This window comes from Streptomyces sp. NPDC048254, from assembly GCF_043201895.1.
Classification (GTDB): Bacteria; Actinomycetota; Actinomycetes; order Streptomycetales; family Streptomycetaceae; genus Streptomyces.
The window spans coordinates 17,791-30,791 of the sequence record NZ_JBICZJ010000026.1; the positions used below are offsets into that span (position 1 = coordinate 17,791).

Sequence of the window (13,001 nt, forward strand, 5' to 3'; positions counted from 1 at the left end):
CGTCGGGACGGGGCACGGCGGTGGGGCCGGTGTCGTCTGGACGGTGCGTGGAGCGGCACTGAACTGAGCGTGAAGGCGCGGCCAGGGAGTACCTTCTTCCCGGCCGTCGCCATCGCACGCACGTTCGCCCGTTGTACGGAAGCAAGGCCTCCGACACCGATCCGACACTTATTGTTCCGTGTCCGTCAGGCGGACCACCTGCGCCGCAGGCACTGCGTGCCGGTTACGGTGGTTACACCATGAGCGATCCTCAGACCTCCGAGGTCCCCACTCTCCTCGTCAAGATTTTCGGCAAGGACAGGCCGGGCATCACGGCCGGCCTCTTCGACACTCTTGCCGCGTACATGGTCGACGTGGTCGACATCGAGCAGGTCGTCACGCGAGGCCGTCTGGTGCTGTGCGCGCTCGTGACCCAGCCCGCGGCCGGGCTTGAGGGCGACCTCAGGGCAACCGTGCACAGCTGGGCCGAGTCCGTGAAGATGCAGGCGGAGATCATCTCCGGCCACGGCGACAACCGCCCGCGCGGACTCGGCCGCTCCCTGGTCACCGTCCTCGGTCACCCCCTGACCGCCGAGTCGACGGCCGCCATCGCCGCCCGGATCGCCAAGGCGGGCGGCAACATCGACCGTATCTTCCGGCTCGCCAAGTACCCGGTGACGGCAGTGGAGTTCGCGGTGTCCGGTGTGGGGACCGAGGCGCTGCGCACCGCCCTGGTCTCGGAGGCGGCGGAACTCGGCGTGGACATCGCGGTCGTCGCGGCCGGCCTGCACCGGCGGGCCCAGCGTCTGGTGGTCATGGATGTGGACTCGACGCTCATCCAGGACGAGGTGATCGAGCTCTTCGCCGCGCACGCCGGCTGCGAGAACGAGGTCGCCGAGGTGACGGCGTCCGCCATGCGCGGGGAGCTGGACTTCGAGCAGTCGCTGCACGCACGCGTGGCGCTACTGAAGGGGCTGGACGAGTCGGTCGTGCAGAAGGTGCGCTCCGAGGTGCGGCTGACGCCGGGCGCCCGTACCCTGATCCGCACACTGAAGCGGCTCGGCTACCAAGTCGGCGTCGTCTCGGGCGGTTTCACCCAGGTCACCGACGATCTGCAGGAGCGGCTGGGGCTGGATTTCGCCCAGGCCAACACGCTGGAGATCGTCGACGGGAAGCTCACCGGCCGCGTGACCGGCGAGATCGTGGACCGTGCGGGCAAGGCGCGGCTGCTGCGCCGGTTCGCCGCCGAGGCGGGCGTGCCCCTGTCGCAGACGGTGGCCATCGGTGACGGCGCCAACGACCTGGACATGCTGAACGCGGCCGGTCTCGGTGTCGCCTTCAACGCCAAGCCGGTCGTCCGCGAGGCCGCGCACACGGCGGTGAACTTTCCCTTCCTGGACACGGTCCTGTACCTGCTGGGTGTCACCCGCGAAGAGGTCGAGGCGGCGGACACCCACGACGAGAGCTGAACCGCCCTGCGGTCCTGTCGGGAGGGGCCCGGCACCGAGGAGATCGGTGCCGGGCCCCCTGTCGTCCCGTGCCGGAGCGCGGCGGTCGTACGGTGGTCTCAGTCGGAGGGCGCCCAGTAGTCCACGAGCGTGGCCGCGCCGGGTTCCAGGCTCTTCCAGGAGCCCTCGAAGGTCATGACGGCGAAGGCGGCGGCGGGAAAGCCCCGGCTGTTCATCCGGTCGCGGGCGTCGCCCTCGGCGTTCCCGGCCAGGATCTCGGTCACGCCGTGCACGCTGGGGTTGTGGCCGATGAGGATAACGTCCTGCGCGTCATCGGGCACCTCGTTGAGCACGGCGATCAGCTCACCCGGAGAGGCGTCGTACACCCGCTCCTCGTAGACTGTTTTCGGCCGGTGCGCGAGCTCATGGACGGCGAGCTTCCAGGTCTCCCGGGTGCGCACGGAGGTGGAGCACAGGGCCAGGTCGAAGGCGATACCGCTGTCCGCCAGCTTGCGTCCGGCGATGGCGGCGTCCATTCGGCCCCGGTCAGCGAGCGGTCGCTCGTGGTCGGTCACCTCTGGCCAGTCGGCTTTCGCATGACGGAAGAAGACGATCCTGCGGGGTTCTGCGACGCTCATGTCACCCAGCTTCGCATGAAACAGGCCATCGGGCGCAGGGAGTTGACATGCGGCTTCGCCCAGTCCGGAGGTTGTGGGGCTAACGCGTGACGATCTGCTGGACCCGCTCGACGAGATGGGTGACGGCCGGGTCACCGGTGGTCGCGTGGGCGTCCGCCGGGTTCAGTATCAGCACCAGCAGGGCGACGAAGGCGAGCGCGGGCAGGGCGAGGGCCCACCAGGGCAGCCGGACGTCGACGCTGCCCGGGGTGGCGGGGTGGGGCAGGGTGTGCGTACGGGCCGGCATGGTCGCCTCCGCTGGTCTCCGGGCTTCGGTGACCACCTCTCGCGGCCACAACTCGAAATTACGGAATCCGCGGCCGTCAACCCATCCGGTGATCCACCCACTTGACCCTGACCCTCACCCCCTAGGGGATGGTGGTGCTAGCCCCACCATCGACCGCGGGGGCGGTGGTCAGGGTGACGCGAGGGTCGCGATGACGGCGATGACGATGAAGATGGCGAAGAACGAGCCGAAGACGATCAGCATCTTCTTCTGACCGTTCTGGGGGTTCGGGTCGAGCACTGGCATGCGACCAGTCTGGCACCCCTCGAAGGGGACGGATCGGGCGGGGTGGCCACAACACGCCGCCGGAACGCAAAACGCCGCCTGGACGCAACAGGCGGCCCGGACGCCGACAGGACCGGGCGCGACGGGACCGGGCGCGACGGGACCGGGGCGGCACCCTGGCGGGCCACGTCCGCATCAGCCGACCGCGGGCGGTCGGTATGCGACGGCGTCGGTATCAGCGTCAGCGTCAGCCAGCTTTGGCCGGTCGGCCTCGGCATCGTCCGGCTACGGCCAGTCGGTATCGGCCTCTGCCTCAGCCGGCCGTCGCCGCCTCGTCCTCGACCGTGCGGTCGCGGCCCGCCAGGACGCCGACGGCCATCTGCGGGATCATCAGGCCGGCCATGAGGGCGATCGGCAGGCCCCAGCCGCCGCTGTGCTGGTAGAGCACGCCTACCAGCAGCGGGCCCGGGATGGAGATGAGGTAGCCGACGCTCTGGGCGAAGGCGGAGAGCTGTACGACGCCCGCGCCGGTCCGGGTCCGCATCCCGACCATGGTGAGGGCCAGCGGGAAGGCACAGTTCGAGACGCCGAGCAGCAGGGCCCAGGCCCAGGCACCGCCGGCGGGGGCGGCCCACAGGCCGGCGTATCCCGCGAGGCCGCAGACGCCGAGCGCGATCACGATCGGGCCCTGCTGCGGCAGCCGGGTGGCCACCCGCGGGATGACGAAGGCCAGCGGTACGCCCATCACCATGGTGACGGCCAGCAGCAGTCCGGCGGTGCCCGCGGGCACGCCCGCGTCCCGGAAGATCTGCGCCATCCAGCCCATCGTGATGTAGGCGGCGGTGGCCTGGAGCCCGAAGAACACGGCGAGCGCCCAAGCGGTACGGCTGCGGGTGATCCGCAGGGCGGGCGGCTGCCGGTCCGCACGCGCGCGTGCCTCGGCCACGGGCGCCGGCGCCGGTCCCCGGTCCCGCACCAGCGGAAGCCACGGCAGCACCGCGACCGCCGCCAGCCCCGCCCACACCCCGAGCCCGGACTGCCAGCCGCCGCCCAGCGCGTCGGTCACGGGCACGGTCACCGCGGCGGCGATCGAGGTGCCGGCGGCGAGGGCCATCGAGTACAGGCCGGTCATGGAGCCGACCCGGTCGGGGAACCAGCGCTTGACGAGGACCGGCATCAGCACGTTGCTGACCGCGATGCCCATGAGCGCGAGCGCGCTGCCGGCCAGGAATCCCGCGGTGCCGCCGACGTACGGGCGTATCAGCAGGCCGGCCGTGATGGCGACCATGCCGGCGCAGACCACCGCCGGCGGGCCGAAGCGGCGGGCCAGGCGGGGGGCCATGACACCGAAGACGGCGAAGCAGAGCGGCGGTACGGAGGTGAGCAGTCCGGCCACGCTGCCGCTCATGCCGAGCCCGTCGCGAACCTCCTCCAGGAGCGCGCCGAGGCTGGTGATGGCGGGCCGGAGGTTGACGGCCGCCAGCAGGATGCCGACGACGAACAGCCGTGTCGTCCACGCGCGCGTGCCGTTCGCCGGACCGCCGCCGGGTTCCGTCGGACGTGCTGTCGTGGATGTCGTCGTGGCGGTGTCCTCGGCTCCCATGACGCCCATCATAGAATCATGGGATGATTGGTTGTCCAGTCCCGGGCGCAGGACCACGGCTGACCCCGCCGTCCTCTCCCGGCCCTCGCGTGCGAAGGTGTGTCATGCCTCTGAGCCACCCGCGCCGCTCGGCGCTGTCCGAGCAGGTCATCGCCGAGCTGCGGAACCAGATCGCCTCCGGCGAGTGGCCGGTGGGCTCGCGCATCCCCACCGAGCCGGAGCTGGTCGAGCAGCTCGGGGTGGCCCGCAACACCGTCCGGGAGGCCGTCCGCGCGCTGGCGCACAACGGCCTGCTGGACATCCGGCAGGGCTCCGGCACGTACGTCGTGGCGACCAGTGAGCTGGCCGGTGTGATGCACCGCCGGTTCGCCGGGGCCGACCCCCGGCACATCGCCGAGCTGCGTTCCACGCTGGAGTCGTCGGCGGCCCGGCTGGCCGCGGCTCGGCGCACGGAGAAGGACCTCAGGCAGCTCGACGCGATCCTGGCGCACCGCGAGCGGGCCTGGGAGTCGGGTGAGGCGGAGGCCTTCGTGACGGCGGACGCGACCTTCCACCTGGCCGTCGTGGCCGCCTCCCACAACGACGTGATGACGGCGATGTACGCCGACCTGGGCGAGGTGCTGCGGGACTGGCTCCGCGCGGACGTCGGCGCCGAGCTGACGCCGGAGACGTACATGGACCATGCCCGTCTGGTCGACGCGATCCGCGCGGGCGACGCGGACGCGGCCGCCAAGGAGGCGGCCAGCTACCCGTACCTGTGCCGTCCGGGCAGGTTCAGCTCGCCTTCTGGTGACTGATCCACACCGAGCGGACGTCCTGCCAGCAGCGGCCGGTGAGCCGTACGGTCATCGCGGGCCCGGTGTCGACCGGGGAGCCGTCGGTGTCGATGTCCCACCACTCGGCACACTCGATGTGCAGCCGTACCCGGTCGGTGTCCACATAGGGGTTGTGGCAGTAGGCCACCACATGGGAGCCGCGGACGGTCGACCGGCACGACGCGCCGAACAGCTGCGGGGCCGGCTGGTGACCGCCGGGCACGCGCGCGTGGGACACGGCGTCGTACGGCAGGGCCAGCACGAGGGCGAGGGCCACGGTCACTGGGGCCAGGCTGCGGGACAGGCGCACAAGGGGACCTCCTCGGCCGGGCTGGGGAGGGAATCGCGCGGTGAACGTGTAATCCGACGCGTATCCCCAGGGTGCGCCGCCCGGGCGACGAGGGCCCGGCCGGTGGGCCGAACGGGTGAGGCCCGCGCCCCTCACGGGATGCGGGCCTCGGAAAATCCGTGCCGATGATGTCCGTACGGATGGTGCCTGTACGGATGGTGCCCGTACGGGTCAGGCGCCGATGGCGTGCAGACCGCCGTCCACGTGGACGATCTCGCCGGTGGTCTTCGGGAACCAGTCGCTCAGCAGGGCGACGATGCCCTTGCCGGCCGGCTCGGGATCCTTGAGGTCCCACTCCAGGGGCGAGCGGTGGTCCCAGACCGAGGCCAGCTCGGTGAAGCCCGGGATGGACTTGGCGGCCATGGAGCCGAGCGGGCCCGCGGAGACGAGGTTGCAGCGGATGTTCTGCTTGCCCAGGTCACGTGCGAGGTAGCGGCTGGTGGCCTCCAGGGCGGCCTTGGCCGGGCCCATCCAGTCGTACTGCGGCCAGGCGTACTGGGCGTCGAAGGTGAGACCGACGACCGAGCCGCCGTTCTGCATCAGCGGCAGGCAGGCCATGGTCAGCGACTTCAGGGAGTACGCCGAGACGTGCATGGCGGTGGCGACGGACTCGAAGGGCGTGTTGAGGAAGTTGCCGCCGAGCGCGTCCTGGGGGGCGAAGCCGATGGAGTGCACGACACCGTCGAGCCCGCCGAGCTCCTCACCGACGAGGTCGGCAAGGCGGCCGAGGTGCTCATCGTTCGTCACGTCGAGCTCGATGACCTTGGTCGGCTTGGGGAGCTTCTTGGCGATGCGCTCGGTCAGCGTGGGCCGCGGGAACGCGGTGAGGATGATCTCGGCGCCCTGCTCCTGGGCCAGCTTGGCCGCGTGGAAGGCGATGGAGGACTCCGTCAGCACACCCGTGATCAGGATGCGCTTGCCCTCAAGGATTCCACTCATGGTGATCAGTGACCCATTCCCAGTCCGCCGTCAACGGGGATGACGGCTCCAGTGATGTACGAGGCGTCGTCCGAGGCGAGGAACCGCACCGTCGCGGCGACCTCCTCGGGCTCCGCGTACCGGCCGAGCGGCACCTGCGACACGATGGTGGCGCGCTGCTCGTCGGTGAGCACCTTGGTCATGTCGGTGTCGACGAAGCCGGGCGCGACGACGTTGAAGGTGATGTTGCGCGAGCCCAGCTCACGGGCGAGGGAACGCGCGAAGCCGACCAGCGCGGCCTTGGAGGCGGCGTAGTTGGCCTGACCGGGACCACCGTAGAGGCCGACGACCGACGAGATGAGGACGACACGGCCCTTCTTGGCGCGCAGCATGCCCCGGTTGGCGCGCTTGACCACGCGGAAGGTGCCGGTGAGGTTGGTGTCGACGACCGAGGTGAAGTCCTCCTCGGACATACGCATCAGAAGCGTGTCCTTGGTGATGCCGGCGTTGGCGATCAGGACCTCGACCGGGCCGTGGGCGTCCTCGATCTCCTTGTAGGCCTGCTCCACCTGCTCGGAGTCGGTGATGTCGCACTTGACGGCGAGGCAGCCCAACTCCTTGAGGACGGCCGGCGGCTCGCCCGAGCGGTACGTGATGGCAACCTTGTCGCCGTTGTCGGCGAAAGCACGGGCGATGGCGAGGCCGATGCCCCGGTTGCCTCCAGTGACGAGAACCGAGCGGCTCAACGGATCACCCTTTCGTTCGGTCTGACCGCCCGCCGGAACAGCTGGCACGACAGGCGGCTTCATCGAAAACCTATCGGTCCCGCCATCACCGCGAGCAAGCGGGCACCGACAGTGGCTCGGGGGTGTCGCTGTCGGATCCCTACAGAAAGGCCCGGCACCGGGCCGAAACCTGTGGTCCGTACACCCGCGGGCGCGACATGATCGGACGGACAGGCCACGACAGCAGGGAGACCTCCGTGCCTCATTCCATCGACGAAGCCTTCACGGCGCTTCCGCTACGGGCCCTGGCCGACGCCGCGCTGGCGCGCGCGCGTGCGCTGGGGGCCCAGCACGCGGACTTCCGGTTCGAGCGGGTGCGCAGCGCGTCCTGGAGGCTCAGGGACGCCAAGCCCGCCGGATCGTCGGACACCACCGACCTCGGCTACGCGGTCCGGGTCGTGCACGGCGGTACCTGGGGCTTCGCCTCCGGGGTGGACCTGACCCTGGACGCGGCCGCCAAGGTCGCCTCCCAGGCGGTGGCGATGGCCAAGCTCTCGGCACAGGTGATCAAGGCCGCCGGGTCCGACGTGGGGGCACCTCCCACGCCTTTCGGGCAGTGGGGGAGGGTCGAGCTGGCCGACGAGCCGGTGCACGCGGAGCGGACGTGGATCTCGTCGTACGAGATCGATCCGTTCACGGTGCCCGACGAGGAGAAGGCCGCGCTGCTCGCGGACTGGAGCGCCCGGCTGCTGGCGGCGAACGGCGTCAACCATGTCGACGCGTCGCTGCTCACCGTGCACGAGAACAAGTTCTATGCCGACACGGCGGGGACCGTGACCACCCAGCAGCGGGTGCGGCTGCACCCGCAGCTGACCGCCGTGTCGGTGGACGAGTCGAGCGGCGAGTTCGACTCGATGCGGACCATCGCGCCGCCGGCCGGCCGCGGCTGGGAGTACCTCACCGGCACCGGCTGGGACTGGGACGCCGAACTGGAGCAGATCCCGGAGCTGCTCGCCGAGAAGATGCGGGCGCCGAGCGTGGAGGCGGGGCTGTACGACCTGGTGGTCGACCCGTCCAACCTGTGGCTGACCATCCACGAGTCCATCGGCCACGCCACCGAGCTGGACCGCGCGCTCGGCTACGAGGCCGCCTACGCCGGCACCTCGTTCGCCACCTTCGACCAGCTCGGCAAGCTCAGGTACGGCTCCGAGCTGATGAACGTCACCGGCGACCGCACCGCCGAGCACGGCCTGGCCACCGTCGGCTACGACGACGAGGGCGTCGAGGCCCAGTCCTGGGACCTGGTGAAGGACGGCACGCTGGTCGGCTACCAGCTGGACCGCAGGATCGCGAAGCTCACCGGTTTCGAGCGCTCCAACGGATGCGCGTACGCCGACTCCCCCGGGCATGTGCCCGTGCAGCGCATGGCCAACGTCTCGCTCCAGCCCGACCCGGGCGGTCTCTCGACGGAGGACCTGATCGGCGGGGTCGACCGCGGGATCTACGTCGTCGGTGACCGTTCCTGGTCGATCGACATGCAGCGCTACAACTTCCAGTTCACCGGCCAGCGGTTCTTCAGGATCGAGAACGGGCGGATCACCGGGCAGCTCCGGGATGTCGCCTACCAGGCGACGACCACCGACTTCTGGGGCTCCATGGCGGCCGTCGGCGGCCCGGGGACCTACGTCCTGGGCGGCGCCTTCAACTGCGGCAAGGCCCAGCCGGGACAGGTCGCCGCCGTGTCCCACGGCTGCCCCTCGGCCCTCTTCAAGGGCGTCAACATCCTCAACACCACGCAGGAGGCCGGTCGATGAGCGCCCGTGACAACAAGCCGCACGAGATCGTCGAGCGGGCCCTGGAGCTCTCCCGGGCCGACGGCTGTGTGGTCATCGCCGACGAGCACTCCACCGCCAACCTGCGCTGGGCCGGCAACGCGCTCACCACGAACGGCGTCACGCGCGGCCGTTCGCTCACCGTCATCGCGACCGTCGACGGCAAGGAGGGCACGGCCTCGGGTGTCGTGTCCCGGTCGGCGGTGACCGCCGACGACCTGGAGCCGCTGGTGCGGGCCGCCGAGGCCGCCGCGCGCGGCGCCGGTCCCGCCGAGGACGCGCAGCCGCTGGTCAGCGGCGTACCGGAGGCGCCGGACTTCACGGACGCGCCCACCGAGACCTCCTCCGCCGTGTTCGCCGACTTCGCCCCGGCGCTCGGCGAGGCCTTCGCACGCGCGCGTGCCGGTGGCCGCGAGCTGTACGGCTTCGCCAACCACGAGCTGGTCTCGACGTACGTGGGCACCTCGACCGGACTGCGGCTGCGCCACGACCAGCCCACCGGCACCCTGGAGCTGAACGCCAAGTCGCCGGACCGTACCCGGTCGGCCTGGGCCGGGCGGTCCACGCGGGACTTCAAGGACGTCGACCCGGGCGCGCTCGACGCCGAGCTGGCCGTACGGCTCGGCTGGGCCGAGCGGCGCGTGGACCTGCCGGCCGGCCGGTACGAGACGCTGCTGCCGCCGACCGCCGTGGCCGACCTGCTGATCTACCAGCTGTGGTCGGCGTCCGGGCGGGACGCGGCCGAGGGTCGGACGGTGTTCTCCAAGCCGGGCGGCGGCACCCGCGTCGGCGAGCGGCTGACCGACCTGCCGCTGACCCTGCGCAGCGACCCGAACGAGCCGGGCCTGGAGTCCGCGCCGTTCGTCGTGGCGCACTCCTCCGGCGGTGACCAGTCGGTCTTCGACAACGGGCTGCCGCTCGCCGCCACCGAGTGGGTCGCGGGCGGCGAGCTGAAGCACCTGGCCACCACCCGGCACACGGCGGGCCTGACCGGGCTGCCGGTCGCCCCGGCGGGCGGGAACCTGATCCTGGACGGCGGGCAGGACCGCTCCCTGGAGGACATGGTCGCGGCCACCGAGCGCGGGTTGCTGCTGACCTGCCTCTGGTACATCCGCGAGGTCGACCCGGCGACGCTGCTGCTCACCGGCCTGACCCGGGACGGCGTGTACCTGGTGGAGAACGGCCAGGTCACCGGGCAGGTGAACAACTTCCGGTTCAACGAGTCGCCGGTGGACCTGCTGGGGCGGGCCACGGAGGCCGGGCGCACGGAAAAGACGCTGCCGAGGGAGTGGAGCGACTGGTTCACTAGGGCTGCGATGCCCGCGCTGCGCGTGCCCGACTTCAATATGAGCTCTGTCAGTCAGGGCGTATAACCTCGTAGCCGGTGGTCGCACGACTGCCCCGAGATCATCCATAGATCATCCGAGATCGCCCAAGGAGATACGAGAACCGTGACGGACATCGTCGACGAGCTGAAGTGGCGGGGGCTCATCGCCCTCTCCACGGACGAGGACGCATTGCGCAAGGCGTTCGCGGACGGTCCTGTCACGTTCTATTGCGGCTTCGACCCGACCGCGCCCAGCCTGCACCTCGGCAACCTCGTGCAGATCCTGACGATGCGCCGGATCCAGCAGGCGGGCAACCGCCCGCTGGGCCTGGTCGGGGGTGCCACGGGCCTGATCGGCGACCCGAAGCCGAATGCCGAGCGCACGCTGAACGCGCCCGAGACCGTCGCCGAGTGGGTCGAGCGGCTGCGCGCGCAGATCGCCCCGCTGCTGGACTTCGAGGGGCCGAACGCGGCGGTCATGGTCAACAACCTGGACTGGACGCAGGGCCTGTCGGCCATCGAGTTCCTGCGGGACATCGGCAAGCACTTCCGCGTGAACAAGATGATCGCGAAGGAGGCCGTCGCCCGGCGGCTGGAGTCCCAGGAGGGCATCAGCTACACCGAGTTCAGCTACCAGATCCTCCAGGGCATGGACTTCCTGGAGCTGTACCGGCGGTACGGCTGCACGCTGCAGACCGGCGGCAGCGACCAGTGGGGCAACCTCACCTCGGGTACCGACCTGATCCACAAGGTCGAGCCCGACGCCGTGGTCCACGCGCTGGGCACGCCGCTGATCACCAAGGCCGACGGCACCAAGTTCGGCAAGACGGAGTCCGGCACGGTCTGGCTCGACCCGGAGATGACCACGCCGTACGCCTTCTACCAGTTCTGGCTGAACGCGGACGACCGGGACGTCTCCAAGTTCCTGCGGATCTTCAGTTTCAGGTCGCACGACGAGATCGAGGACCTGGAGAAGCAGACCGAGGAGCGTCCGCAGGCGCGGGCTGCCCAGCGGGCGCTGGCCGAGGAGCTGACGACGCTGGTGCACGGCGCCGACCAGACGGCCGCGGTGATCGCCGCGAGCCGTGCCCTCTTCGGGCAGGGGGAGCTGGCGGAGCTGGACGAGAGGACTCTGGCCGCGTCGCTCTCCGAGGTGCCGCACATCCAGGTCGCCGAACTGGGGCCGGTGGTCGACCTGTTCGCCGAGGTCGGGCTGGTGGCGAGCAAGTCCGCCGCCCGGCGGACCGTGAAGGAGGGCGGGGCCTACGTGAACAACGTCAAGGTGACCGCCGAGGACGCGGTACCCGTCGCGGACGAGTTGCTGCACGGGCGGTGGCTGGTGTTGCGGAGGGGGAAGAAGAATCTGGCGGCTGTGGAGGTCGTCGGTTCGTAGGCGCCATGAGGGGTGCGGGTGCTTCCACACAGCCCCGCGCCCCTCACGGGTCGCTTCAGACCCGCTGCTTTCGCTTGCCCAGCGTTGCCATGTAGAGCATGTCGCCCAGGAAGACGATGATGATCGCGGCGACCAGCTGGAAGATGTGGCGGCTCCAGTCGATGCCCCTCGTCTCCGCCACGCCCACCGCGCGGGCGATCGCGTTGCCGGCGATCGCGCCCAGCATGCCGAAGATGGTCGTCAGCCAGAGCGGGCTGTGCTGCTTGCCCGGGATGACCGCCTTCGCGATCAGGCCCAGCACGAATCCCACGATGATCGCCCACAACCAGCCCATGGCTGCCTCCTCGTACGGCTCGACGTGAGCATTACGCCAAGTTTCGGCCCGTACGCCGTACGGCGCATGTCGGTACGCCCGTACGCGGTACGGCGCAGGACGTTCACGCAGGCGGGAGGGCGACCCGGTCTCGAAGGCGGCGCAGGCGCGGCGTAACGTAAGAGGCGTCCCGGCCCGGTTCCCCGTACGGGGGCGGACAGGGTACGGGCCGGGGAGAGTCCGATGCGGGCGGATGGTGGAATGTGATGCGGAAGCAGCGCGGCGGCGGCAGCGTCCAGGTGTTCCGGATCACCGGGGCCCGCACCGGCCTTGCGGAGGACGTGCGTGGCCGGCAGCGGCGGTATGTCATCTCGATGACCGTCCGGACCATGTCGGTGATCCTCGCGGTCGCGTTGTGGAACGTCGAACGGTATGTCGCCGTCGTGGCGTTGGTGCTGGGGGCGCTGCTCCCCTATGTCGCGGTGGTCATCGCCAACGCGGGCCGGGAGCGTCCGCCCTCGCTCCCGTCGACGTTCGGTGTCGCGCCGACCCGGCTGATGATCGCGCCGCCGCGCGCTGAGGACCCGCATATGGAGTCCGTCCCGGAGGACGCGGTGGCGGATCCGGCGGCCGGGGTGCGCGACGAGCAGCCGGGGCCGGTCTGAGCATCGGGGATGCGGCGTAGGCGGACGGCTGCCACGTACAAAGCTCAGGAAAAGCTCAGATCAATCGTGCAGTTCCGGTGCCGGGCGGCGGGTGACCCGTGACATACTGCGTACGCGCTCCGCATCCCCCGTCGGAGCGACGGACCGACGCCGGGCAGCTCCCCCCGTGGCTGCTCGGCGTCGCCTTGTTTGCGGGGCTTCTTGCAGGACGAAGCAGTGAGTGACGTTATCTGTTCAGCGAAGGGCTGCCGGGCCGACGCCGTGTGGGTGCTGGCGTGGAACAACCCGAAGATCCACACGCCGGAGCGGCGGAAGACCTGGCTCGCGTGTGAGGAGCACCGGGAGCACCTCTCGCAGTTCCTGAGCGTGCGGGGGTTCTTGAAGGACGTCGTGTTGTTGAAGGAGTGGGATCCGTCCCAGTAGGGCTCCGGTAGAGCGGCCGCCGG

15 protein-coding genes are annotated in these 13,001 nt (G+C 70.5%); 7 read left to right on the forward strand and 8 right to left on the reverse strand.

The genetic code is table 11. The annotated features are described in order from the left end of the window. The first annotated feature begins 239 nt into the window (after positions 1-239). Positions 240-1,448, forward strand: coding sequence for a phosphoserine phosphatase SerB (serB, locus tag ACGFZQ_RS45825; RefSeq protein ID WP_393845489.1), 1,209 nt, complete (start codon positions 240-242; stop codon positions 1,446-1,448). A 98-nt stretch (positions 1,449-1,546) separates the two neighbouring features. Here serB and ACGFZQ_RS45830 read toward each other — a convergent pair whose 3' ends face one another. The 4 genes from ACGFZQ_RS45830 to ACGFZQ_RS45845 form a co-directional block, all read right to left on the reverse strand. Further along, positions 1,547-2,065: a histidine phosphatase family protein gene (locus ACGFZQ_RS45830; RefSeq protein WP_351733267.1), complete on the reverse strand. Its 519-nt coding sequence runs from the start codon at positions 2,063-2,065 to the stop codon at positions 1,547-1,549. A 79-nt stretch (positions 2,066-2,144) separates the two neighbouring features. Next, positions 2,145-2,351: a hypothetical protein gene (locus ACGFZQ_RS45835; protein ID WP_351733264.1), complete on the reverse strand. Its 207-nt coding sequence runs from the start codon at positions 2,349-2,351 to the stop codon at positions 2,145-2,147. Between the two features lie 168 nt (positions 2,352-2,519). After that, entirely contained in the window at positions 2,520-2,636 is a 117-nt protein-coding gene (locus ACGFZQ_RS45840; protein WP_089107830.1) for an SGM_5486 family transporter-associated protein, read from the reverse strand. Between the two features lie 292 nt (positions 2,637-2,928). Then, positions 2,929-4,230 carry a CynX/NimT family MFS transporter gene (locus ACGFZQ_RS45845; protein ID WP_393845490.1) on the reverse strand — a complete coding sequence of 434 codons (1,302 nt, stop codon included), beginning with the start codon at positions 4,228-4,230 and terminating at the stop codon, positions 2,929-2,931. A 92-nt stretch (positions 4,231-4,322) separates the two neighbouring features. Between ACGFZQ_RS45845 and ACGFZQ_RS45850 the strand changes: the two genes are divergently transcribed. Beyond that, positions 4,323-5,015, forward strand: coding sequence for an FCD domain-containing protein (locus ACGFZQ_RS45850; protein WP_351733259.1), 693 nt, complete (start codon positions 4,323-4,325; stop codon positions 5,013-5,015). Here the strand turns inward: ACGFZQ_RS45850 and ACGFZQ_RS45855 are convergent. The 3 genes from ACGFZQ_RS45855 to fabG form a co-directional block, all read right to left on the reverse strand. Continuing rightward, positions 4,993-5,343, reverse strand: a complete 351-nt coding sequence (locus ACGFZQ_RS45855; protein ID WP_393845491.1) for a hypothetical protein — start codon at positions 5,341-5,343, stop codon at positions 4,993-4,995. The genes ACGFZQ_RS45850 and ACGFZQ_RS45855 overlap by 23 nt on opposite strands. 210 nt (positions 5,344-5,553) lie before the next feature. Continuing rightward, positions 5,554-6,321: an enoyl-ACP reductase FabI gene (fabI, locus tag ACGFZQ_RS45860; protein WP_351694605.1), complete on the reverse strand. Its 768-nt coding sequence runs from the start codon at positions 6,319-6,321 to the stop codon at positions 5,554-5,556. 5 nt (positions 6,322-6,326) lie between these two features. Further along, positions 6,327-7,046: a 3-oxoacyl-[acyl-carrier-protein] reductase gene (gene fabG / locus ACGFZQ_RS45865; protein ID WP_351694607.1), complete on the reverse strand. Its 720-nt coding sequence runs from the start codon at positions 7,044-7,046 to the stop codon at positions 6,327-6,329. A gap of 197 nt (positions 7,047-7,243) precedes the next feature. Between fabG and ACGFZQ_RS45870 the strand changes: the two genes are divergently transcribed. From ACGFZQ_RS45870 to tyrS, 3 genes are all read left to right on the forward strand, one after another. Beyond that, positions 7,244-8,839 carry a TldD/PmbA family protein gene (locus ACGFZQ_RS45870; protein ID WP_393845492.1) on the forward strand — a complete coding sequence of 532 codons (1,596 nt, stop codon included), beginning with the start codon at positions 7,244-7,246 and terminating at the stop codon, positions 8,837-8,839. Beyond that, positions 8,836-10,230 carry a metallopeptidase TldD-related protein gene (locus ACGFZQ_RS45875; RefSeq protein WP_351733252.1) on the forward strand — a complete coding sequence of 465 codons (1,395 nt, stop codon included), beginning with the start codon at positions 8,836-8,838 and terminating at the stop codon, positions 10,228-10,230. Before ACGFZQ_RS45870 ends, ACGFZQ_RS45875 begins: the two co-directional genes overlap by 4 nt. Before the next feature lie 78 nt (positions 10,231-10,308). After that, the gene (gene tyrS / locus ACGFZQ_RS45880) at positions 10,309-11,577 is read left to right on the forward strand and encodes a tyrosine--tRNA ligase (protein WP_351733249.1); all 1,269 of its coding nucleotides are present in this window, start codon (positions 10,309-10,311) and stop codon (positions 11,575-11,577) included. Positions 11,578-11,632: 55 nt separating this feature from the next. On the opposite strand, the gene ACGFZQ_RS45885 is transcribed toward tyrS, so the two are convergent. Next, positions 11,633-11,911 carry a GlsB/YeaQ/YmgE family stress response membrane protein gene (locus ACGFZQ_RS45885; RefSeq protein WP_351733247.1) on the reverse strand — a complete coding sequence of 93 codons (279 nt, stop codon included), beginning with the start codon at positions 11,909-11,911 and terminating at the stop codon, positions 11,633-11,635. A gap of 245 nt (positions 11,912-12,156) precedes the next feature. On the opposite strand from ACGFZQ_RS45885, the gene ACGFZQ_RS45890 reads away from it, so the two are divergent. Together ACGFZQ_RS45890 and ACGFZQ_RS45895 are read left to right on the forward strand one after the other, a co-directional pair. Continuing rightward, a complete protein-coding gene (locus ACGFZQ_RS45890) occupies positions 12,157-12,555 on the forward strand; it encodes a DUF3099 domain-containing protein (RefSeq protein ID WP_382545644.1) in 399 nt (132 codons plus the stop codon). 216 nt (positions 12,556-12,771) lie between these two features. Then, the gene (locus tag ACGFZQ_RS45895; protein WP_351694619.1) at positions 12,772-12,978 is read left to right on the forward strand and encodes a hypothetical protein; all 207 of its coding nucleotides are present in this window, start codon (positions 12,772-12,774) and stop codon (positions 12,976-12,978) included. Positions 12,979-13,001: the final 23 nt, after the last annotated feature.